We start from the raw sequence: 21,943 nt of genomic DNA, 5'->3' as shown, positions 1-21,943 counted from the left end.
GGACTGCGCGCCTGGCAGGCACCTTTGAGGCACTTGTTCAAAGAGCGGCCTATGCGCTTTTGCGAATAATCAAGTTTCCCAGAAATGCATTCAACTTTTTGGTGCGTTTCTTGCCCTCAAGGACATCCACCAACGCATCTGCCATTTCCGTCAGAGGCTGGCGATACGTTGTCAATTCATAGTGCGGGCTCGAGGCTTGAGGAGCGTTGTCAAAACCAGTAACAGCGATGTCCTCTGGCACGCGCAGACCGAGCTCAAAGCGGATCGCATCAATCGCTCCCATAGCCAGCGCATCGTTTTCGCAGACCAGAACGTCCGGTAGCTCTGACTTTGGTGTATCCCGGAACCACTCAGCCACAAGATCGTATGCCATTTTGGGATCATACCGCTCGACCGACGCAAATTTGGGACGTGAGCCGGTGGTCTTTTCCCATTGCGAAAGGAATGTTTCCTTCCGTTGAAGATGTGCCGATTGAGATTGCGGGCCTGCGATAAACAACGGATTGCGATAGCCCGCCGAGAAGACATGCTGCGTAATCGCGGTCATGGCGGCACGATCATCGCAGCAGATCGAGATCGTCTCGTCATTGCTGGACATCCGGGCAAAGACGATCAGTTTCTTGACCCTCTTGGCCCCGAGCGCAGTTTCAAGGCTTTGGTCATTGAAACTGACCCCAATGAGAACGGCCGCATCGACCCGCCTTTGGCTTGCATTGAGCAGAGCGGCCGAAGCGTCTTCTTCGTCGCTCGTGTTGACGAGCAGGGTGTCGTAGCCGTTCCTTCGTAATATGCGTGTCAGGCGTTCCATCATGATCAGCTTGTGCGGGTTGGCAAAGTCATCGACCAGAAGTGCCACCAGATTGGTTCGGTCAGTGGCCAGGCTTGTTGCCAGAAGATCCGGGACATAGCCGAGTTCCTCGGCTGCCGCCATGACTTTTTCGCGTGATTTGGCGGAGATTGACGCGTCCTTCTTAAAGGCGCGATTCACTGTCCAGCGGGACACGCCAGCAAGCGCTGCCACGTCATCTGCCGTTATGGAGCCGCCCTGATCATTCATTTTTTTCGCCGACCTCCCTGTCTTCGAAACTCTTGGAATCACAAGCGATCCGTGTCCGGTGCTCAACGCAAGATTAGCAGAGAATTGCACCCGCGTGCAGAAATTTCTTGCACGCGGGTGCAAAATCATTGATGCTCCCTCTTAAACGAGAATCGGGAGGTCTCAGGATGCGGGTTGGATTGCTCGGCGCAGGGCGCATCGGAAATGTTCACGCACAGGCGATTTCTTCGCATCCGGAGAGCGAACTCGTCGCAGTTTCGGATGCATTTGATAAAAGCGCCCAGGCTCTCGCGAAGAGCCATGGCTGCGAGGTTCGATCCTCGGATGAGATCATCGCAGACAGCTCCATTGATGCCGTCCTTATCGCGACGTCGACCGATACACATTCCGACCTGATCGAAGCAGCCGCCGCGGCTGGCAAGGCGGTCCTTTGCGAAAAGCCTGTGGACCTAAGCCTCGAACGCGCGTCAGCCTGTCTTGGCAATGTCGGTGACAAGGCGTCACACATCATGATCGGTTTCAACCGCCGCTTCGATCCGAGCTTCGGCGCGCTCAAGGCCGCCATCGACGCCGGTGAGATCGGCAAGACTGAGTTGCTGTCGATCACGTCTTTTGACCCCGCTCCGCCACCGGTCGAGTACATCAAGGTCTCAGGAGGTTTGTTCCGGGACATGATGATTCATGACTTTGATATGGCGAACTTCATCATGGGCGATACGCCGGTGTCCGTAAGTGCAATCGGGACATCGATCGTCGATCCCTCCATCGGCGCGGCAGGTGACGTCGACACCGCTGCGGTAACGCTGACTTATGCAGACGGTCGCATCGCAGTGATCAAGAACTCCCGGCGCGCGGTCTATGGATATGACCAGCGGGTCGAGGTGTTGGGCTCTGAAGGTCTGCTTCAGGCACAGAATGTGCTCGAGAACACACTGGTGAAATCCACGACGGCCGGCGTGAACAGCGCCAAACCGACATACTTTTTCCTCGAACGGTACATGCCCGCCTACAAGGCCGAATGGGCCGCTTTCGTTGAAGCCGTTCAGGGCAAGTCGGAGATGCCGGTCAACCTGCACGACGGCGTCACAGCACTGGCCATGGCTGAGGCTGCAACCCAGTCGGCGAAGACCGGACAGCCGGTCGCGATGGCAGACATTCTTGAGATTTCGGGTCGCGGGGAGGCGGCCTGACAAGAGGCACTCGTCCTCTCTGGGCGATGCGAAATGCGCGACGGAGTCGCGTGAAAGAGCCGCCGGGTGACCGGCGTGAAAGACAAACCAGGGGAGGATCCCAAATGAAAACTTTTATGAAAGGCGCCATCACCGCAACTGCGATCGCCGTGGCAGCACCAGCTGTGGGCCAAGACATCTCGGTTGTTGTCCACGGTCAGGCAAACGATGCGTTCTGGTCCGTCGTCAAAGCGGGCGTCGATCAGGCTGCCGCCGATACCGGCGCAAACGTGTCTTACAACTCGCCCGAAACCTTCGACATGGTTCTGATGTCGCAGTTGATCGACGCTGCTGTGAACGAAGAGCCCGATGGCTTGATCATCTCGTTCCCCGACCCCGATGCGCTCGGGCCGTCGGTTGAACGTGCGATTGCGGCTGGCATCCCCGTCATCACCATCAACGCCGGTGGTGCGCAGGGCAAAGAGCTGGGCACGGCGATGCATGTCGGCCAGGACGAATATGACGCAGGTGTCGCCGCTGGTGCAGCGCTTGCCGAAATGGGAGGCACGAACGCGCTTTGCGTGAACCAGGAAGTCGGCAACATCTCTCTCGACCAGCGCTGTGCTGGCTTTGAGGAAGGTTTCGGCGGCACCGTGACGGTTCTGCCGACTACCAACGATCCGGCGGAAATCGAATCCAAGGTTGCCGCTGCTCTGGCATCCGACGAAAGCGTCGACACCGTGATGGCACTGGGCGCATCCACGGCTGGTGAGCCTTCCGTTGCTGCAGCGAAAGCTTCGGGCCGCGACGTGAATGTCGCCACGTTCGACCTTTCGGCTGGCTTCCTGCAGTCGATCGTTGACGGCGATGCCGCCTTCGCTCTGGACCAGCAGCAGTACCTGCAGGGCTACATGGGCGTCTCTATCATGGCGTTGCAGGCCAAGTACGGCCTGATGCCGGGTGGCGACGTGGCTTCCGGCCCGAACCTGATCACCGCCGACAAGGCCGCGCAAGTGATCGAGCTGTCCGCTCAAGGCATCCGCTAAGCCTTTAGCAAAGAACAAAAGTGAGTGGCGCAGGCTTGCGCCACTCACAAGCCAAAGGGGGAGGAAATCCAATGAGCGACACGACACCGAATTCAATGGCAGACGAGAGGATCAAGGCGGAGCCTTTGCTCTCGCGCCTGATGAAACGGCCTGAGCTTGGCGCCATCGCGGGTGTTGTGCTGGTGGCTATCTTCTTCGTGATTACCGCCGATAGCGCGATGTTCACGACCTCTGGCATTATTAACTTTCTGACACCCGCCGCACAGCTTGGCATCCTCGCCATCGGCGCCGCGATGCTGATGATCGGCGGCGAGTTCGACCTTTCTATCGGATCGATGGTTGCCTTCGCCGGGCTGTTCTTTGGGGTCTGCGTGATGGTTTGGGGCTTGCCCCTGGTTGTCGCCATTCCTCTGACTTTCCTGTTCTCGGCCTTTGTAGGCGCGATCAACGGCGTCATCGTGATCCGGTCTGGCTTGCCGTCCTTCATCGTGACCCTTGCGTTTCTTTTCATCCTGCGCGGTCTGTCGCTCGTCGGCTTGAAATGGGCGTCTGGTGGCTCCACCCAGTTGCGCGGTGTACGCGATGCCACCGAGAACGATTGGCTCGCGCCTGTTTTTTCCGGGGATGCCTTCCCGGGGCTCTTTGCCTGGCTGGCCGAACGCGGTCTGGTCGAGACTTTCAAGAATGGCGCTCCCAAGGTTGCTGGTATTCCAGTTGAGATTTTGTGGTTCATCGTTCTTGCGCTGGTCGCAACTTATATCCTGCTGCGCACGCCCGCCGGCAACTGGATCTTCGCGGCGGGTGGTGACAGCACCGCAGCCTCGAATTCCGGCGTGCCGGTCAACCGGGTCAAGATCTCGCTCTTCATGGTCACGGCTTGCTGCGCCGCGCTTGTCGCCATCATCACCGTGATCGACGCAGGCTCGACCGACGCGCGTCGCGGTTTCCAGAAGGAATTCGAGGCGATCATCGCCGCGGTGATCGGCGGCTGCCTTCTGACCGGCGGCTACGGATCTGCCATTGGGGCCTTCTTCGGCTCGATCATCTTCGGCATGGTGGTGATCGGCCTCACGTACACCGACTTTGACCAGGATTGGTTCCAGGTCTTCCTGGGCGGCATGCTCCTGATCGCGGTTCTCTTCAACAATGCCATTCGCAAGCGCGTCACAGGGGAGCGTTGATATGACCGAAGACAGCAAATTCCACCACGGCGACGTGAATGACAACGTGGCACCAATCGTCCAGATGAAGGACATCGAGAAGCACTTCGGCAACATCATCGCGCTTGCCGGTGTCAGCTTCGACATTCGTCCGGGTGAGTGCCATTGCCTCTTGGGTGACAACGGCGCTGGTAAGTCGACTTTCATCAAGACGATGTCAGGTGTGCACCAGCCCACGCACGGAGAAATCCTGTTCGAAGGCAAGCCCATGAGTTTTGCCACCCCGCGAGACTCCATGGAGGCGGGCATTGCGACGGTGTTCCAGGATCTTGCCATGATCCCGCTCATGTCTGTTTCGCGCAACTTCTTCATGGGACGCGAACCGACGAAGGGGCGCGGTCTGGCCAAGCGGTTCGATGTGGACAAGGCCAACGAGATCACCATGAACGAGATGCGCAAGATGGGGATCAATCTGCGCGGCCCGGATCAGGCGGTTGGCACGTTGTCCGGGGGCGAGCGGCAGACGGTTGCCATTGCCCGTGCGGTGTATTTCGGGGCCAAAGTTTTGATCCTTGATGAACCAACTTCTGCGCTAGGTGTGCGGCAAACATCGAACGTTCTGGCGACAATCGACAAAGTGCGCTCGCAGGGTGTGGGTGTGGTCTTCATCAGTCACAACGTACGTCATGCGCTCGCAGTAGGTGACCGCTTCACCGTACTCAACCGTGGCAAAACCCTCGGAACGGCGAAGCGTGGCGAAATCAGTCCTGAAGAGTTGCAGGATCTCATGGCAGGCGGCCAGGAACTGGCGCAACTCGAAGGATCGCTTGAGGGTACAATCTGATCTGTATCTCCCAATACCATTCATGCTCCTCCCCGTCGAAGTGAATGGTGATGGGGCTGACTGAAGGAATTTGGTCAGCCCCATATCTTGAAATCTAATCTTATGGATGCATCTCATGTCTGACCTCGATCTCATCACCATTGGCCGCTCGTCCGTTGACCTCTACGGCGCGCAGATCGGCGGGCGTCTGGAAGATATGGGGTCGTTCGACAAGTATATCGGCGGTTCTCCGACCAACATCGCCTGCGGGACAGCGCGCCTCGGGCTGAAATCCGCGGTCATCACGGGCGTCGGCGACGAGCATATGGGCCGGTTCATTCGCGAGCAGCTTGAACGCGAGGGTGTGAACACTGAGGGCGTCAAAACCGACCCTGAGCGGCTGACAGCCCTCGTTCTATTGGGCATCCGGGATCAGGAGCAATTCCCGCTGATCTTCTATCGCGAGAATTGCGCGGATATGGGGCTGACGGAGGCTGATATCGATCCCGACTTCATCAAGCGCGCCCGCGCCGTCGTAGCGACCGGGACGCACCTGAGCCATCCGCAGGTGGAAGCGGCAACGATCAAAGCGCTGGAGATTGCGCGCGCGAACGGACAGCAGACCGCGCTCGACATTGATTATCGGCCCAACCTCTGGGGCGTGGCCGGGCATGGCGACGGTGAGAGCCGGTTCGTTGAAAGCGACGCGGTCACGGCCAAACTGCGATCGACTTTGCATCTGTTTGGTCTGATCGTCGGCACAGAGGAAGAATTCCACATCGCCGGTGGGTCAACCGACACCATCGCAGCGCTTCGCGCGGTGCGCGCGGTATCCAGCGCGACGCTGGTCTGCAAACGCGGTGCGGCAGGGGCGGTGGCCTTTGCTGCAGATATTCCTGACAGCCTTGATGACGGAGAGACAGGGCCGGGTTTTCCCATCGAGGTATTCAATGTTCTGGGGGCTGGCGACGGCTTCATGTCCGGTCTGCTGAAAGGCTGGCTCGATGGCGAGGACTGGCCAACCGCTCTCAAATACGCCAACGCCTGCGGGGCTTTTGCCGTCAGCCGCCACGGCTGCACGCCCGCCTATCCAAGCTGGGAGGAACTGCAGTTCTTCTTTGACCGCGGCATCAAGCGGCCTGATCTGCGAAACGACGCCGAACTGGAGCAGGTCCACTGGGCGACGAACCGGGCGGGCGACTGGTCCTCGGTGAAGACCTTTGCCTTCGACCACCGGCTGCAACTGGAAGAGATGGACGGCTACACCAAAGAGAAGGGCGCGGCTTTCAAGGAACTCTGCCTTGAGGCGGCGCTGAAAGTCCAAGCAGGGCGCGCTGGCTATGGCATCCTCTGCGACAACCGGATCGGGCGCTCTGCGCTGCACAAGGCCACGGGGACCGGGCTTTGGATCGGGCGGCCGACCGAGCTGCCGGGCTCGCGGCCCATCGAATTTGAGCCGGACCTGGGCGAGGACCTGGGCCGTTTGCGCGAATGGGCGCGGGATAACGTGGTCAAATTGCTCGTTTTCTGCCATCCGGATGACGACAATAAGACCGCAAAGATGCAAATCGCGCGTGTAAAGCGGCTTTTCACGGCAGCTCGGCGCAATGGTCTGGAATTCCTGCTTGAAATTATCCCGTCGAAGGTCGGTCCAATTGATGATCAGACCTCGGCGACGCTGATACAGGCTTTCTACGACGCGGGCGTCTTCCCCGACTGGTGGAAACTGGAGCCCTTCAAATCCGAGGTGGCCTGGGTCAATGCTGTTGCCGCGATCGAGCGCAACGATCCCCGGACGCGTGGGATCGTTGTTCTGGGTCTCGACGCGCCTGAGGCCGAACTGGCGGAAAGTTTTGCGCTGGCCGCCAAGCAGCCGTTGGTCAAGGGTTTCGCCGTGGGACGGACGATTTTCGGAAACGCTGCGCGCAACTGGCTGGCAGGGCATATCACGGATGGCGAAGCCGTGACCGAGATGGCCGAGAACTATCAGCGCCTTTGCGAGATTTGGGACAAGGCTCGGACCCAAGCCATGGAGAACGCCGCATGAGCAAGACAATTCGTTTGACCGCCGCGCAGGCCATGGTGCGCTATGTCGCGGCCCAATTGACCGAGGACGGCGAGCCGTTCATCGCGGGCTGCTGGGCCATCTTCGGCCACGGCAATGTCGCTGGTATTGGCGAGGCACTTTATGCTAGCCGCAAGGCTTTGCCGACCTATCGCGGCCACAACGAACAGACGATGGCCCATGCTGCCATTGCCTATTCAAAGCAATTGCGTCGAAAGCGGGCGATGATGGTGACATCCTCGATCGGTCCCGGCGCGACCAATATGGTAACGGCGGCGGGGCTGGCGCATGTGAACCGCTTGCCCGTGCTGTTGGTGCCGGGTGACGTGTTCGCGAACCGGGGCCCGGACCCTGTGTTGCAACAGGTCGAGGATTTCGGCGACGGGACCGTATCGGTGAATGACGCGTTCAGGCCCGTCAGCCGCTACTTCGATCGCATCATGCGACCGGAACAACTTCTGACCGCCCTCCCACGCGCCTTCCGCACCATGACGGACCCGGCGGACTGCGGCCCGGTTACGCTGGCCTTCTGTCAGGATGTGCAGGCCGAGGCCTTCGACTATCCCGAAAGCTTCTTTGCCCCGCAGGTCTGGCACCAACGGCGGCTTCGTCCGGATGAGGGCGAACTTGCCCGGGTTGCAGAAGTTCTAAAGAACGCCAAATGGCCCGTTGTCGTGGCGGGCGGCGGGGTACACTACGCCGAGGCCACAGATGCGCTCCGGGCGTTTGCCGAGACCCACAACATCCCGATTGCGGAAACACAGGCCGGAAAGTCAGCCCTCCCGTGGGATCACCCGCTGAACCTTGGGCCCATTGGTGTGACCGGGGGAGAACCCGCCAATGACGTCTGCGCCGGGGCGGATGTGGTTTTGGGAGTCGGCACACGGTTTCAAGATTTCACCACCGGGTCCTGGGGTCTGTTCGTCAATCCGTCACGCAAAATCATTAGTCTGAATGTCGCGGCCTACGATGCGACCAAACATGGCGCGATGCCGCTGCAGGCGGATGCCCGGGTCGGTTTGGAGGAACTGAGTGCGGCAATAGAAGGGTTTCGCTGTGCAGTTCCCTCAGGAAGCCTCAAGTCCGGTTGGTTCGCCAAGGTGGATCCCCTGACCGACGCGCCGAAGGGCAACGTGCTTCCGACCGACATGCAGGTGATCGGCGCGGTGCAGCGGGCTGCCAATACCAATACCGTCGCCATGTGCGCTGCAGGCACCATGCCGGGCGAATTGCACAAACTGTGGAAAGCAGGTCGCCCCGGGTCCTACCATATGGAATACGGGTTCTCCTGCATGGGGTACGAGATCGCTGGAGCCTTGGGCATCAAGATGGCTGAGCCCGAGCGCGACGTGATCTGCTTTGCCGGTGACGGCACCTACATGATGGCCAATTCCGAGATGGCGACGGCGGCAATGATGAGCATCAGCTTCACCGTCGTGGTCACCGACAACCGCGGCTATGGCTGTATCAACCGGCTGCAAATGGGCACCGGCGGGGAAGAGTTTAACAATCTACTGGACCACGCAATCGGCGGCGAAAACTCCAACATCGACTTCGCCAAACACGCTGAAGCCATGGGAGCGACCTCCGTCAAGGTTACCTCGATTGCCGAATTGGAAGAAGCGCTAGCCAAGCGGGACAGCATAACCGGCCCCTATGTGGTCGTCATCGACACCGATCCCTATCCGTCCACTGAACTCGGCGGCACATGGTGGGACGTCAGTGTTCCGGAAGTCTCCGAGCGAGCCGAGGTGAATGCGGCTCACCAAAATTACATCAAAAACAAGCAAACCCAGCGAGCAGATTGATGAGTGTGAAGATCGGTATATCCCTGATCGCCTGGCAGAACGACGATCTGCCGGAACTTACGAAAGACTACACCACCGAAGGCGCGATGGAGGATGCGGCGAAGATCGGATATTCCGGCGTCGAACGAGGCCGCCGTATGCCAGCCGACACGGAGGGCCTCCGTGCCTATCTGGACAGATATGGCGTAGCGCTTTGTGGAGGGTGGTGTTCTGGTGATCTGATGCGCATCTCGCTTGCCGATGAAAAGGAGGCGATTCGCCAGCAAGTCGAACAATTCGCTGCGCTTAATGCGCCCTGTATCGTCTATGCCGAGTGTTCGAACACCATTCAGGGCAATATCGACCAACCCGTGAGCCAGCGCCCCAAACTGACGCGGGATGAGGTCATGGCATATGGCAAAGAGCTGTCCGAACTTGCCAAGTGGTCGAAGGATCAGGGTGTTGTGCTCAGCTACCACCATCATATGGGTGCGATGGTTCAGGATGCCGAAGACATCAATTGGCTGATGGAAAGCTCGTCCGAGGACCTGACGCTGCTCTTCGATACCGGGCATTTGCACTTTGCGGGGGCCGACCCCGTCGCCGTCCTCGAAAAATGGGGTCATCGCGTCCACCACGTCCACTTCAAGGATGTGCGCCAGCCGGTGCTGGACTGGGTGGGCGCTGAGGACAAAAGCTTCCTCGATGGCGTTGCAGCCGGAGTCTACTCGGTGCCTGGCGACCCGGAAGGCTGCATCGACTTTCAGGCCGTGACCGACAAGCTGAAGGCTATGGACTATGACGGCTGGATCGTCGTCGAGGCCGAACAGGACCCGGCCAAGGCACCGCCCCTCGAATACTCGAAGCTTGGTTATGACCACATCACCCAAATCTGCGGCCGTTCCGGCCTGCACATCGAGAAGTAAAGCCCATGCCCGACCTCCTCAGAAAACCCTTCGGCACCCGCGGCAAGGTGCATGAGATCACCCCGGAAAGCGCGGGCTGGCGCTATGTCGGCTTCTCGCTCTACCGCCTGAAAGCGGGCGACACCGCAGCCGAGGCGACGGGCGACCGCGAGATCATCCTCGTCATGGTCGAAGGCAAGGCCACGATCAGTGGGGCCGGGCAGGACTGGGGCGTGCTGGGCGACCGGATGAACGTCTTCGAGAAAACCCCGCCACATTGCCTCTACCTTCCGAACGGCACCAAGTGGGAGGCCAAGGCCGAAACCGATTGTGTCATCGCTGTTTGTTCCGCACCGGGGCTGGGCGGGCATGAGGCGCGCCGGATCGGCCCCGATGGCATCATGCTCACCGAACGCGGCAAGGGCACCAACACGCGCCACATCAACAACATCGCGATGGAAAACGAAGACTATTGCGACAGCTTGCTGGTCACGGAGGTCTTCACCCCAGCAGGCCACTGGTCGTCCTATCCCAGCCACCGCCACGATGAAGATGATTTCCCGCGCATCACTTATCTGGAAGAGACCTACTATCACCGCCTGAACCCGGCTTCAGGCTTTGGCATCCAACGCGTCTACACTGATGATGGGGGCCTCGATGAAACGATGGCGGTATCCGATGGCGACGTCGTCCTGGTCCCCCGCGGCCACCACCCCTGCGGCGCGCCCTACGGCTTCGAGATGTACTACCTCAACGTCATGGCCGGCCCGCAGCGCAAATGGCGCTTCGTGCCTGCTCCAGAGGTCGAATGGATCATGGAACGGGACGCCTAAGATGACTGCACCTTTTCAACTCGCTGCCTGTGCAGAGATGCTCTGGCAAGACAAACCGATCGAATGGCGCGCGGCCAAGTTGCACGAGATGGGCTTTGGTGTCGGTCTATGGAACTGGCCAGCCTGGGACATCGACAAACTCGAGAAAACCGGCGCAAACTTCTCCATCATGAATGGATATCTCGAGGGGCGCCTGGCAGACGACGAGGGCGCGGACATGCTGCTGAAATCGGCGTGGGAGACGGCGCAGGTCGGCAAGAGGTTGGGCGTCGACCGTCTGAATCTACACGGCACTGGGCTTGGCGATGGTGGCATCCCGATCCCACACCACGGTACGTTTACGCCCGGGATGGAGCTTCGCGCCCGCGATACGCTCAACCGCATCTGTGACATGGCCGAGGAAGAGGGCGTGACGTACACGCTGGAAAACCTGAACCCGCTGGACCATCCGGGATGCCCGTTTGGATCAACCGAGGCCGTGCTGTCCCTCGTTTCCGCCGTCAACCGCCCTCAGCTGCGGATCAATCTGGACCTCTACCATACCCAAATCAGTGAAGGTGATTTGATCCGCTGGTGTGAAGCTTGCCTGCCATGGGTTGGGGAGGTTCAAGTGGCAGACAATCCAGGCCGCTGCGAGCCGGGAACGGGCGAAATCAACTATGCGGCGGTTGCGCATGCCCTTGCTGATTTAGGCTATTCCGGCCCTGTCGGCATGGAGGCGTTTGCAAAAGGCGACGAGGAAGCCGCGCTGGAAGCCTTCCGGGACGCATTCACGCTTTAGGTTTCGGATGTCGGCAGAAACATCCCGCGGTCTTCACTGAGTATCTGCTCCAAAAAGTCCAAGACAGTTCGAACGCGCCGGGCAACGGATTGGTTTCGGGGTCACTGCATAAAAATGACAGTATTGTCCGGCTCGTGCGAACGAACGGAGAACTTATGCGCGTAAGGTGGGTAGGGGATTGTGTCACTGTGCACATATTGGATGTGTCGCAAAATTTAGAGTAGCCAAAACTCTGCAATAGTGCCGTCAACATTAACGGTTTTCCGACACGTTAGAACTTTTGGCTTCCCTTACGTAAGCTAATTGTGTAAACGCTAACTTGCTCGCATTTGCTAGCGCTAACATCTCGAATTCTACCATCGACTACGTTGGAGACAATCGTGACGACACAGAAAATTGAAGAATCCAAAATCCGTGAAGCAGCATACCTTTTTTGGCTGGACGACGGTCAGCCTGAAGGGCGCGAACAGGAGCACTGGCTAAAAGCCGAAGATGCTCTGAATGCAGCTCTGCCTAAGGTAAAAACAACTCGAAAGGTTTCCGCCAAATCACGTGGAGCAAAAGTGACAACTGCGTCAAAGAATGCGGCGGCAAAAAGGTCCTCGACCGCGACTACTCAGAAGAAGCCTCGAGCGAAGTAATCTGCCATTATACGTAGGTCGGCCCGGCCTACGTATTCAGCCCAAAAAGGAGGCTCTTCAAAGGGGTCTCCATATTTGTCTCACATCAATTGCCCAAGGAAGCTGACAGGCTTGAAGACCGATGAGGAACACTCCTTGCTTGAGGCTTTTCAAGTCCGGCAATCAATCTGAGCACGCACGCTCGAAGCGCGTGACGGCAGCAATCCCCGGTGCTTTGAAGAAATTCAATCTAAGGCTGTTGCGTCTATTGCTGCTTCAAGATGTGCTGGTGTCGAATTCGATCACGGGATTTGCTATTGCCATCCAATGCTCCGTTTCCAAACTCTGTTGTTATTTGAGTACTCCGGGCGCGCACCCGCCGGAAGCGAAGGAAGAATTACAAAGCGTGTGCCTCAAACGGTCGCTTGCTGCCCTGAACGAGTGAACTTCCAGAAAGCAGACTTGAAGAACGTGATAAACTCCATGACCATCGACTGCGGAGTAACGCCATTATGCCAATCGGAACATCGGGTGCAGCCCATTTCGACCCCAGAACAATAGAGATTGATACGTCTAGAGTTCTGGCGCGCCGACCAGAGCATTACGCGGTCATCGATGTGGGTTCCAATTCAATTCGGCTTGTTGTCTATGATGATCTTTGTCGCGCGCCATTCCCCCGGTTTAATGAGAAATCCTTGGTCGCACTTGGTGATGGCCTAGATGACGACCGCAATTTCACACAAGAAACAATTGACCGAGCAATGCATGCGATAGCGCGCTTCAAGGCAATTACTGAAGCAATGGGTGTGACACGCGTTGATATACTTGCGACCGAGGCGATGCGAAAAGCCAAGAATGGGCCGGAACTGATCGCGAAAATCAAAAAACTGACAGGTGTCACACCAAAACTCCTGTCAGGTGATGAAGAGGCAACCTATGCGGCATACGGCGTGATATCCGGTTTTTTTCAGCCGCGCGGACTGATTGGGGATATTGGTGGTGGAAGTCTCGAAATCGCGGAGATTCTTGGCGACCGCGTTGGAGAGCGCAGAGTTAGCATGCCCTTGGGCGCATTGCCGGTTCGGGCAATGATGCAACAGAGTTACAAGGAGGCAAAAAAACGCGTCGACGCCATTCTGAAGGACAATCTTCCACCGGTGCTGACTGACTCGACCTTTTATGCGGTTGGCGGCGGTTGGCGGGCTCTGGCGCGAATTCACATAGCGATGAACGACTGGCCGATCAGTGTCGTACACGCCTATGAACTTCCGGCAGAAGCGGTCTCGGACCTGGCCAAATCGATCTCACGAATGTCACCTGAAGAAATAGCGAAACTCCCGGATGTGCCAAGCCGGCGCGTCGAGACTTTGTCGGCTTCGGCACTGGTGATGTGGCGGGCACTTCGAAGGTTGAAATCCGACAAAGTTATCTTTTCTGCGCTCGGTCTTCGGGAAGGTTGGCTATACGCACAGTTGGATGAGGAAGAGCAGTATCGTGATCCACTCATTGAAGGGGCATTGGCCACTGGCCTTCCCGACGCCCGTGTTCCCGACTTCTCCGAAGCGTTGGCACGGTGGACGGATAACCTCTTCCCTGCCGAGATTCCAAATAACCGTCGCGTTCGGCTGGCGGTATGCGCGCTAACCGATATCGCTTGGCGCGATCACCAGAAAGTACGCGCCGCCGAGAGCTTTTTGCGCATCCTGCAATTTCCATTCATCGGAATTACTCACCCGGAACGGGCTTTTCTGGCCACTGCTGTCATGGCGCGTTATGGGGGTAAGCCAGCGAAACTGGATACCAGGGCGACCGACACATTGACATCCAATGCAGTACGAAAAGCCGAATTTCTTGGAGGCGCTTTGCTTTTGGGTCATCGGTTTTCGGCAAGCGTGCCGAAGATTCTCGAACACGCCAAGATCATTGTGGACCCGGATGTCCTTCGCCTGGTCATAGAAGAGTCTTCAGAAGTGCCCGACAGTGATGCCGTAAAGGCCCGAATGGCGAAGCTGGCGAAGGTTTTCGGTCTGGACGCATCAATCGAAACGCAGGAGGGCAATCAGGTCAATTTTTGAACCCTGAGTTGAATCACGCCTCATCCAAGTAGGCGACAAGAGCGGCTTCGCACCCATGCTGCCAAATCATGTTCAGCCATTTCGAAAACGCATCTGAAAACGTTTTGGCTTGCCTCAAGTCGCCGTAAATCCGGCTTTGGTCCAGCCAGGCAGTCGGGTTTGATTTGGCCGCTTGGGCGGCTTTCGCTAAATCATCCCAGATCGGATCGTTTGCCTCGATCACGCTGCCGTCTTCGCGCGTTCCGGCGCACATGCGTGCCCACAGCGCTTCGACGAGCGCGAGGCCTTCAACGGAACGCCCGGCTTTCAACTGATCCCGCAAGATCGGCAACACGAATCCGGTATGGCGTGCTGAGCCATCGAACGCGACCCGGCGGGTTGTGTCGACAATCCGCGGGTTGGAGAACCGGCTTTCGATAAGGGTTACATAATCCGCCGGGCTTTTCCCGGGAACCGGTGCGACTGTGGGTGCGATTTCAGTTCTTTGAACTTTGCCGAAGAACTGCGAAACCACAGGATGCCCCATACACTCGGAAATCGTCCCAAGCCCCAAGATTTCGCCAACATTGGCGAGGACCTGATGGCCTGCGTTGAGGATCCGGATTTTCATTGTCTCAAACGCATGCACGTCGTCTGAGAAGGTTGCGCCGACCTCATCCCAGTTGGGGCGCCCGGCGCAGAACCTGTCCTCGATCACCCATTGGCGGTAGGCTTCGTGGGTGACAACGGCCGCATCGTCGATGCCGAAGTCTTTGGCCAGCGCCAGCTCGTTGGGGCCAGTAGCAGGGGCGATACAGTCCACCATCGAGTTGGGGAAGGTCGCGTTTGCGTCAATCCATTCAGCTAAGTCAGTGTCGGACAGGCGCGCCAACGACACAACAGTCTGACGCAGGATGTCACCGTTGCCTTGCAGATTGTCACAGCTCAGTCCCGTGAATGCTCCACGCCCTGCGTCGCGTCGCAGCCTCAATGCGGCCACCATCGAACCAAATGCCGTGCGCGGCGCGTCGGGATGGGCCGCGTCGTGCTGAATATCGGAATGGTTGGAGTCGAACGCCTTGGTAACAGGATCGATGTAGTATCCGCTTTCTGTCACAGTCATGGCGACGATCCGAATGGCAGGGTCCGCCATTGTGTGGATCAGTGCCCCGCTACCTTCTTCGATTGGCAGGTAGTCGATCATGGAACCTATGACCTCGGCCGAGACGTTTGCCGGATCAAGCTCGATCAGGGTCGTGAGGCAATCCTGAGCAAGAAGTTTTTCGCGCATGGCGGCATCGTAAGGGCGCACGCCGGCGCCGATGATGGCCCAATCGAGGGCTTTGCCCTCCTGCATCAGGCGGTGCAGATACCATGCCTGATGTGCACGGTGGAAATTGCCGACGCCGATATGCACGATGCCCGGTTGCAGGGTTGTGCGATCATATCGTGGACGTTCAACAGCCAGTTGATCGAGTGTCGCATTCGAAAGGGAGATCAGCTCATCCATTGTCCACCATCCACGTTGTAGGTTTGGGCGACGATGTAATCTGCCGCGTCACTGGCCAGAAACACGGCCATGCCCGTCAAATCATCCGCTGTGCCCATGCGCCCGTAGGGCACTGCGGCACCGACTTCCTGTTTCTTTTGCCCCGGGGCCTTGTTTTCGTACTTGGCAAAGAAAGCGTCCACGCCGTCCCAATGCTCGCCATCGACGACACCCGGAGAAATAGCGTTTACGTTTATGCCGTGTCTGATCAGGTTCAGTCCGGCGGATTGAGTCAGGCTGATCACGGCTGCCTTGGACGCGCAATAGACAGCGACCAACGGTTCGCCACGTCGTCCGGCCTGGCTTGCCATGTTGATGATCTTGCCGCCTTGTCCGCGCTCGATCATGTGGCGGGCTACGGCCTGCATCGTGAACAGCGTGCCGGCGACATTGATGTCAAAGACGCGCTGGTAGTCGTCGCGGTCGATTTCGACAACAGGAGCGGCGGTAAAAAGCGCGGCATTGTTGACGAGGATGTCAATCTGACCGAGCTCTTTCACAGTTTGTGCTACGGCGTTGTCGATGCTGGCCTGGTCAGTCACATCCACAGCCACCCCGAGCGCGTTCTTGCCCAAGGCAGCTGCGCATTTGCGGGCGCCATCGATATTGATATCGGCGATGGCAACCCGCGCGCCCTCGTTAACATAGGCCTCCGCGAAGGCCCGTCCGATCCCTCGGGCAGCACCAGTAATCAGGGCTGTTTTGCCAGCCAATTGCATCAGTCGATCCTCAGACCCTGAGCGTCGAACTTGTGCAGTTGGTCCATTTGGGGCGACAGGTAGATTGTGTCGCCGTGCCTGGCTTCGATGTCGCCGGTAATCCGCACGGTGACCATGTCAGCAAGACCGGTGTCATGAACATGAATGAAGGTGTCGGAGCCCAAATGCTCGGCCACACCGACGACGCCTTTCCACATGCCATCGGTCTTGCTGACATCCGTGTGTTCCGGGCGGATGCCAATTGTTGCGGCGCCATGCTTTTCCGCCTCAGGACCTTTGATCAGGTTCATCTTGGGCGAGCCAATGAAGCCGGCCACAAACTCATTGCGCGGCTTGTGGTACAGCTCAAGCGGCGAGCCGACCTGTTCAATGAAACCTGCGCGCAGAACAACGATCTTGTCAGCCATTGTCATGGCTTCGACCTGATCATGCGTAACATAGATCATCGTGGTCTTGAGCCGTTCGTGCAGTTCACTGATTTCAAGCCGCATTCCAACGCGCAGGGCAGCATCAAGGTTGGACAAAGGTTCGTCGAACAGAAATGCTGCGGGCTCCCGCACAATCGACCGGCCAATGGCAACCCGTTGACGCTGACCACCTGATAGTTGACCCGGTTTGCGGTCAAGGTAGTCCGTCAGGTTGAGCGCCTTCGCCGCAGATTCGATACGACGGTTTTGCTCGTCTTCATCGATCCCGGCCATTTTCATCGGGAAGGCAATATTCTTGCGTACCGACATATGCGGATAGAGTGCGTAGGACTGGAACACCATCGCCAGGCCGCGTTTGGCGGGTGGCACGCTTGTGGCGTCATTTCCGTCGATCTCGATATAGCCTGAGGTGATGTCCTCGAGCCCTGCAATCAGGCGCAGCAATGTGGATTTACCGCAGCCCGAAGGCCCGACAAATACCGTGAACTCGCCGTCTTCAATTGTGAGGTCCAGAGGCGGAATGACTTGAACGTCTCCGAAGCTTTTGGTCACTTGGTTGAGTTTGATTTGTCCCATTGGTCAAGTTCCTTATTTGACGGCGCCGAAGGTCAGGCCGCTGACAAGTTGTTTCTGGCTGAACCAGCCAAGGATGAGGATTGGCGCAATGGCCATGGTCGATGCAGCGCTGAGCTTGGCAAAGAACAGGCCTTCCGGGCTGGAATAACTGGCGATAAAGGCCGTTAGCGGAGCCGCGTTGGCTGCCGTCAGGTTCAGTGTCCAGAACGCTTCGTTCCAAGCCAGAATGAAGTTCAACAACAAGGTCGAAGCAATGCCGGGGATCGCCATTGGTGTGAGGATATAGAGGATTTCCTCTTTTAGCGTTGCCCCGTCCATCCGTGCAGCTTCAAGGATCTCACCGGGAATTTCCTTGAAGTAGGTGTACAGCATCCAGACGATGATCGGCAGGTTCATCAGCATGAGGATGATCACCAGCGCGCCCCGGCTGTCCAGGATGCCAAGCTTGATGCAAATCAGATAGATAGGGTACAGGACGCCCACTGCCGGAAGCATTTTGGTCGAGAGCATCCAGAGCAGAATGTCCTTAGTGCGCTTGGACGGTACGAAGGCCATCGACCAGGCTGCGGGCACCGCAACGATGATACCCAGAATGGTCGAGCCGCCGGCGATGATAATCGAATTCCATAGGAACCTGGCATAATTGGACCGTTCCATCACTGCCGAGTAGTTCTCAAGCGTCCAATCGAAAGCAAGGAACACCGGTGGATCGGCAATTGCAGTGGCTTCGGTCTTAAAGCTGGTCAAGATGGTCCAAAGGATTGGGAAAAAGATCAGCAGTCCGATGCCCCAAGCGGCGGCCGTGTTGATGATCTTGCGTTGTTGGGTAACTGCGCGGGCCATGTTTTCCTCCTCACGCGTCCAGATTCTTGCCAACGATGCGCATCAGGAAGATCGCAACAATATTGGCGAGAATGATTGCATAGACACCGCCGGCGGATCCGAGACCGACGTTCTGACTTTCAAGAACACGCTGGAAAATCAGGTAGGTCAGTGTGCGGGTGCCAAAGGCGCCTCCGGTGGTGACGAAAATCTCTGCAAAAATTGCCAGCAGGAAAATCGTCTGAATAAGAAGCACGATCGTAATAGCCCGGCTGAGATGCGGCAGAGTGATGTAGCCAAACCGCTTCAATGGTGGCGCACCATCCATTTCAGCTGCTTCAAGCTGCTCTCCATCCAGCGACTGGATTGCGGTCAGCAGGATCAGCGTGGCGAAGGGCAGCCATTGCCAGGACACGATCATGACAATCGAAGGCAGCGAAGCCTCCGACAGCCACGAAATCGGCTCGGCTCCAAAAAAGCGCCACAGATGGGCGAACAAGCCATTCACCGGGTCCATGAACATGTTCTTCCAGACCAGCGCTGACACGGTTGGCATGACAAAGAACGGCGCGATGACCAGAATGCGGACGACGCCTTGTCCCCACATCGGCTGGTTCAGCAGGATTGCCAGGAGCACGCCGAAGACAATGGTGATCAACAGGACGCCGCCAACGATGGCCAGGGTGGCCCCAACCGATGGCCAGAACGCGCTGGAACTTACAAAGCGGACGTAGTTTTCGAAACCTACCCATCCAAGGTCGCCACCGCGTAGGGGCAGGTACTTCTTGAATGAGAACATCAGGGTCATGATCAGCGGTACGAGCATCCAGCCGAGGAGCAAGATGACCGCTGGCGCCATCATGAAGCGAGCCGCTGATCGGGAATGTTGGGTTGCCATGGGGCATACCTCCTCTGTTGATCGCCATTAGGCCATCTTAAACGGAGCTGCGGATAAATGAGAAAAAAGGGCCCGGGAATACAGGGGAGAAGGTGTACCCCCGGGCAGCGCGCTTAACGGTAGCCTGCGGCTTCCATAGCGTCGTTGGTCAGAGCCTGGGCCTTGGCAAGTGCCTCTTCCACAGTCTGTTGGCCGGCATAAACGGCCGAGAATTCCTGGCTCACTTCGGTTGCGATGCCTGCGAACTCCGGGATAGCTGCGAACTGAACACCAACATAAGGAACCGGGTCCACGGTCGGATTATTCGGATCAGCGGACAGGATTGAATCCAGGGTCATCTGAGCAAAAGGAACCGCCTGGTAATTCGGGTTTTCGTACAGCGAGGTACGTGCGCCCGGAGGCACGTTGGCCCAACCTTCATTCTCGGCGACCAGTTCGATGTAGTCTTTTGAAGTCGCCCATTCGATGAACTGCTTGGCGGCGTCCTCTTTCTGGGTGCCACCGGGGATGGCCAGCGCCCATGCCCACAGCCAGTTCGCGTTCTTACCAAGGCCATTGTTCGGGGCCAAAGCAAAACCGACGCTGTCGGCGACTTCTGAGTCATTGGGGTTGGTTACGAAGGATGCGGCAACAGTCGCGTCAATCCACATACCGCATTTGCCCTGCTGGAACAGGTTCAGGTTTTCGTTAAAGCCGTTTGTTGCATATCCGGTCGGGCCGGATTCTTCCATCATGCCGACATAGAAGTTCAACGTGTCTGCCCAAGGCTGGGTGTCGAATTGGGCGTTCCAGTCTTCATCGAACCAGCGTGCGCCAAAGGAGTTGGACATTGCGGTGATGAATGCACCACCTTCACCCCAACCGGCCTTGCCGCGCAGGCAGATGCCGTTGATATCGTTGTCACGGTCGGTCATGGCGGCGGCCGCTTCGCGGATGAACTCCCACGTGGGCGATGCCGGCATTTCCAACCCGGCCTTCTCCATGAGGTCGGTGCGATACATGATCATCGAGCTTTCGCCGTAGAACGGTGCAGCATACAGCGTGCCGTCATGGCTCAAGCCTCCAGCCATGGCGGGGAGGATGTCATCGACGTCATATTCTGCCGAAAGATCGTCGAGCGGAACCAGCCAGCCGTTCGCGCCCCAGATCGGTGTTTCGTACATGCCGATGGTCATGATGTCGAAGGATCCGCCCTTGGCGGCGATATCAGTGGTGACACGCTGACGCAGTACGTTTTCTTCCAGCGTAACCCACTCAACCGTATGGCCGGTCTTGTCGGTGAAATCCTGGGTCAACCCCTGCATACGGATCATATCCCCGTTGTTCACAGTCGCGATGACAAGGTTTTCTGCCAAGGCGCCGCTTGCGGTGACAAGCGTCATAGCCGTCGCTGCGCAAAGTGCTTGTTTGAATGACATCCCAAATTTCCTCCTAGTTGGATGATGGATAACACCTTAGCCAATAATACAACGCGAAGTCAATTATAAATTAACGCGCGTAAAGAAATAGATAAACGAGAGCATTCTTAGTATCTTACGCAGAATCCCGCATGATCAACCGACCTTCAAACAGCGTTTCCTCCCGCTCTGGCAGGCTCTCATCCTCCTCCAGCATTCCAAACAAAGTACGTACCGCGCGATTCGCGATCGCCTCGTAATCCTGTGCGATCGTCGTCAATGGCGGGCAGGTGAAGCGGGAAAACGGATGGTCGTCATGACCAGCTATCCTGATGTGACAGCCTGCGCCCTGACCGACGCGCATCCCAAGGCCATAGGCGGCAGACAACATGCCGATGGCCAGGCGATCATTGCTGCACAAAACAGTGTTGGTTGGAAATGCGTTCTCGGCCAGAAATCTTCCTCCCTCGTCTCTACCGATTTCCTCAAAATTCCATCCTTTGCCGTTGGCTTGGAAAATATGCGGTTTATGGCCGTGCCGCTCCATACTTTCGATATACGCCGTCCGGCGCTTGTTGGCATTTGGATTAGTTGGAGATTTCATTTCGAAAAAACATGGCGGCTCGCCGCTTCGACAAAGGTATTCAACCATCAGGTCGATGCTTTGGGCATTGTTGGTGCCGACAAATGCCTGACCAACACCATTGATATTGGCGTCAAACAGCACCAGCGGAAAGTCGGCCTCAAAGGCCTTGACCGCGTCTTTTTCCGACAGGCGTCCAAACGGCGCAAGCAAGACACCAGCAGCTTTTAGGGACCGGAGCGAGTTGAGATTATAGCGCTCCATTTCGGGGTTGCCGTGTGAGCTGAGCAGGATGGGGCTGTAACCAGCCTCGATGCAGGCAAGTTCTACGCGACGTGCGATTTCCGAAAAGAACGGGTCTGCCAGATTTGGCACGACAACCCCGATATTCTTCGTTCTGCGCCGGTTCTGGTTCATCGCGAACACATTTGGGTGGTAATCGTGTTCTTCTAAGGCCGTCTCAATTTTCTTCCGTGTCGACGCACGCACGCTTTCGGGATCGTTGAAGTATTTTGACACAGTAGGGCGGGAAATCCCGCTGACTGCAGCAAATTCCTCCATATTACGAATCTTTCGCTGTGCCATTTTCCCCAAACCAAATTATAAAGTTGCGCGCGTTAACTTTTGGTAAATTTAAAGATGAAAGCTTGGGGTTGTCAAGCGTACTCAAC

General features: G+C 57.4%; 20 protein-coding genes. 12 read left to right on the top strand and 8 right to left on the bottom strand.

The annotated features are described in order from the left end of the window. Positions 1-49 precede the first annotated feature (49 nt). Positions 50-1,057, bottom strand: a complete 1,008-nt coding sequence (locus ACXAET_RS21460) for a LacI family DNA-binding transcriptional regulator (protein ID WP_475190517.1) — start codon at positions 1,055-1,057, stop codon at positions 50-52. 167 nt (positions 1,058-1,224) lie between these two features. On the opposite strand from ACXAET_RS21460, the gene iolG reads away from it, so the two are divergent. The 12 genes from iolG (at position 1,225) to ACXAET_RS21400 (ending at position 14,321) form a co-directional block, all read left to right on the top strand. Then, complete coding sequence (iolG, locus tag ACXAET_RS21455) at positions 1,225-2,247, top strand: inositol 2-dehydrogenase (protein WP_475190516.1); 1,023 nt, start codon at positions 1,225-1,227, stop codon at positions 2,245-2,247. 104 nt (positions 2,248-2,351) lie between these two features. Next, positions 2,352-3,272 carry a substrate-binding domain-containing protein gene (locus ACXAET_RS21450; protein ID WP_475190514.1) on the top strand — a complete coding sequence of 307 codons (921 nt, stop codon included), beginning with the start codon at positions 2,352-2,354 and terminating at the stop codon, positions 3,270-3,272. 71 nt (positions 3,273-3,343) lie between these two features. Beyond that, positions 3,344-4,453, top strand: a complete 1,110-nt coding sequence (locus tag ACXAET_RS21445; protein ID WP_475190512.1) for an ABC transporter permease — start codon at positions 3,344-3,346, stop codon at positions 4,451-4,453. Position 4,454: 1 nt separating this feature from the next. Beyond that, the gene (locus ACXAET_RS21440) at positions 4,455-5,276 is read left to right on the top strand and encodes an ATP-binding cassette domain-containing protein (protein WP_475190510.1); all 822 of its coding nucleotides are present in this window, start codon (positions 4,455-4,457) and stop codon (positions 5,274-5,276) included. Between the two features lie 115 nt (positions 5,277-5,391). After that, on the top strand, positions 5,392-7,302 hold the full coding sequence (locus tag ACXAET_RS21435) for a bifunctional 5-dehydro-2-deoxygluconokinase/5-dehydro-2-deoxyphosphogluconate aldolase (protein WP_475190507.1): 1,911 nt from the start codon (positions 5,392-5,394) through the stop codon (positions 7,300-7,302). Next, positions 7,299-9,128: a 3D-(3,5/4)-trihydroxycyclohexane-1,2-dione acylhydrolase (decyclizing) gene (gene iolD, locus ACXAET_RS21430; protein ID WP_475190505.1), complete on the top strand. Its 1,830-nt coding sequence runs from the start codon at positions 7,299-7,301 to the stop codon at positions 9,126-9,128. Before ACXAET_RS21435 ends, iolD begins: the two co-directional genes overlap by 4 nt. After that, positions 9,128-10,033, top strand: coding sequence for a myo-inosose-2 dehydratase (iolE, locus tag ACXAET_RS21425; protein WP_475190503.1), 906 nt, complete (start codon positions 9,128-9,130; stop codon positions 10,031-10,033). Before iolD ends, iolE begins: the two co-directional genes overlap by 1 nt. 5 nt (positions 10,034-10,038) lie before the next feature. Then, positions 10,039-10,845 (top strand): 5-deoxy-glucuronate isomerase, encoded by an 807-nt coding sequence (gene iolB / locus ACXAET_RS21420; RefSeq protein ID WP_475190501.1) that lies wholly within the window; start codon positions 10,039-10,041, stop codon positions 10,843-10,845. Position 10,846: 1 nt separating this feature from the next. Beyond that, positions 10,847-11,626: a TIM barrel protein gene (locus ACXAET_RS21415; RefSeq protein ID WP_475190499.1), complete on the top strand. Its 780-nt coding sequence runs from the start codon at positions 10,847-10,849 to the stop codon at positions 11,624-11,626. Between the two features lie 380 nt (positions 11,627-12,006). Continuing rightward, the gene (locus ACXAET_RS21410) at positions 12,007-12,267 is read left to right on the top strand and encodes a DUF2934 domain-containing protein (RefSeq protein WP_475190497.1); all 261 of its coding nucleotides are present in this window, start codon (positions 12,007-12,009) and stop codon (positions 12,265-12,267) included. Between the two features lie 139 nt (positions 12,268-12,406). Further along, on the top strand, positions 12,407-12,691 hold the full coding sequence (locus tag ACXAET_RS21405; protein WP_475190494.1) for a hypothetical protein: 285 nt from the start codon (positions 12,407-12,409) through the stop codon (positions 12,689-12,691). Positions 12,692-12,758: 67 nt separating this feature from the next. Continuing rightward, positions 12,759-14,321, top strand: a complete 1,563-nt coding sequence (locus tag ACXAET_RS21400) for a Ppx/GppA phosphatase family protein (RefSeq protein WP_475190490.1) — start codon at positions 12,759-12,761, stop codon at positions 14,319-14,321. 13 nt (positions 14,322-14,334) lie between these two features. Here the strand turns inward: ACXAET_RS21400 and ACXAET_RS21395 are convergent, their stop codons facing one another. The 7 genes from ACXAET_RS21395 to ACXAET_RS21365 form a co-directional block, all read right to left on the bottom strand. Beyond that, positions 14,335-15,810, bottom strand: coding sequence for a mannitol dehydrogenase family protein (locus ACXAET_RS21395; RefSeq protein ID WP_475190489.1), 1,476 nt, complete (start codon positions 15,808-15,810; stop codon positions 14,335-14,337). After that, entirely contained in the window at positions 15,798-16,571 is a 774-nt protein-coding gene (locus tag ACXAET_RS21390) for an L-iditol 2-dehydrogenase (RefSeq protein WP_475190587.1), read from the bottom strand. The genes ACXAET_RS21395 and ACXAET_RS21390 overlap by 13 nt, the downstream gene beginning before the upstream one ends. Next, complete coding sequence (locus ACXAET_RS21385) at positions 16,568-17,572, bottom strand: ABC transporter ATP-binding protein (RefSeq protein ID WP_475190487.1); 1,005 nt, start codon at positions 17,570-17,572, stop codon at positions 16,568-16,570. Before ACXAET_RS21385 ends, ACXAET_RS21390 begins: the two co-directional genes overlap by 4 nt. A 12-nt stretch (positions 17,573-17,584) precedes the next feature. Continuing rightward, complete coding sequence (locus ACXAET_RS21380; RefSeq protein WP_475190484.1) at positions 17,585-18,415, bottom strand: carbohydrate ABC transporter permease; 831 nt, start codon at positions 18,413-18,415, stop codon at positions 17,585-17,587. Positions 18,416-18,425: 10 nt separating this feature from the next. Beyond that, positions 18,426-19,292, bottom strand: coding sequence for a carbohydrate ABC transporter permease (locus ACXAET_RS21375; RefSeq protein WP_475190482.1), 867 nt, complete (start codon positions 19,290-19,292; stop codon positions 18,426-18,428). A gap of 113 nt (positions 19,293-19,405) precedes the next feature. Then, positions 19,406-20,710, bottom strand: a complete 1,305-nt coding sequence (locus ACXAET_RS21370; protein ID WP_475190478.1) for an ABC transporter substrate-binding protein — start codon at positions 20,708-20,710, stop codon at positions 19,406-19,408. 115 nt (positions 20,711-20,825) lie between these two features. Further along, complete coding sequence (locus ACXAET_RS21365; protein WP_475190475.1) at positions 20,826-21,857, bottom strand: LacI family DNA-binding transcriptional regulator; 1,032 nt, start codon at positions 21,855-21,857, stop codon at positions 20,826-20,828. Positions 21,858-21,943: the final 86 nt, after the last annotated feature.

Source organism: Ruegeria sp. AWH4_226, from assembly GCF_056159225.1.
Note: the sequence above shows the minus strand (reverse complement) of the source record. Positions and strands in the feature narration are given on the sequence as shown.

Coding starts and splice junctions, on each gene's coding strand:
- ACXAET_RS21435 (WP_475190507.1), top strand. CDS start 5,392: ATGTCTGACCTCGATCTCATCACCATTGGCCGCTCGTCCGTTGACCTC.
- ACXAET_RS21415 (WP_475190499.1), top strand. CDS start 10,847: ATGACTGCACCTTTTCAACTCGCTGCCTGTGCAGAGATGCTCTGGCAA.
- ACXAET_RS21450 (WP_475190514.1), top strand. CDS start 2,352: ATGAAAACTTTTATGAAAGGCGCCATCACCGCAACTGCGATCGCCGTG.
- ACXAET_RS21440 (WP_475190510.1), top strand. CDS start 4,455: ATGACCGAAGACAGCAAATTCCACCACGGCGACGTGAATGACAACGTG.
- iolG (WP_475190516.1), top strand. CDS start 1,225: ATGCGGGTTGGATTGCTCGGCGCAGGGCGCATCGGAAATGTTCACGCA.
- ACXAET_RS21365 (WP_475190475.1), bottom strand. CDS start 21,857: ATGGCACAGCGAAAGATTCGTAATATGGAGGAATTTGCTGCAGTCAGC.
- ACXAET_RS21460 (WP_475190517.1), bottom strand. CDS start 1,057: ATGAATGATCAGGGCGGCTCCATAACGGCAGATGACGTGGCAGCGCTT.
- ACXAET_RS21375 (WP_475190482.1), bottom strand. CDS start 19,292: ATGGCAACCCAACATTCCCGATCAGCGGCTCGCTTCATGATGGCGCCA.
- ACXAET_RS21370 (WP_475190478.1), bottom strand. CDS start 20,710: ATGTCATTCAAACAAGCACTTTGCGCAGCGACGGCTATGACGCTTGTC.
- ACXAET_RS21380 (WP_475190484.1), bottom strand. CDS start 18,415: ATGGCCCGCGCAGTTACCCAACAACGCAAGATCATCAACACGGCCGCC.
- ACXAET_RS21385 (WP_475190487.1), bottom strand. CDS start 17,572: ATGGGACAAATCAAACTCAACCAAGTGACCAAAAGCTTCGGAGACGTT.
- ACXAET_RS21395 (WP_475190489.1), bottom strand. CDS start 15,810: ATGGATGAGCTGATCTCCCTTTCGAATGCGACACTCGATCAACTGGCT.
- ACXAET_RS21400 (WP_475190490.1), top strand. CDS start 12,759: ATGCCAATCGGAACATCGGGTGCAGCCCATTTCGACCCCAGAACAATA.
- ACXAET_RS21445 (WP_475190512.1), top strand. CDS start 3,344: ATGAGCGACACGACACCGAATTCAATGGCAGACGAGAGGATCAAGGCG.
- iolB (WP_475190501.1), top strand. CDS start 10,039: ATGCCCGACCTCCTCAGAAAACCCTTCGGCACCCGCGGCAAGGTGCAT.
- iolD (WP_475190505.1), top strand. CDS start 7,299: ATGAGCAAGACAATTCGTTTGACCGCCGCGCAGGCCATGGTGCGCTAT.
- iolE (WP_475190503.1), top strand. CDS start 9,128: ATGAGTGTGAAGATCGGTATATCCCTGATCGCCTGGCAGAACGACGAT.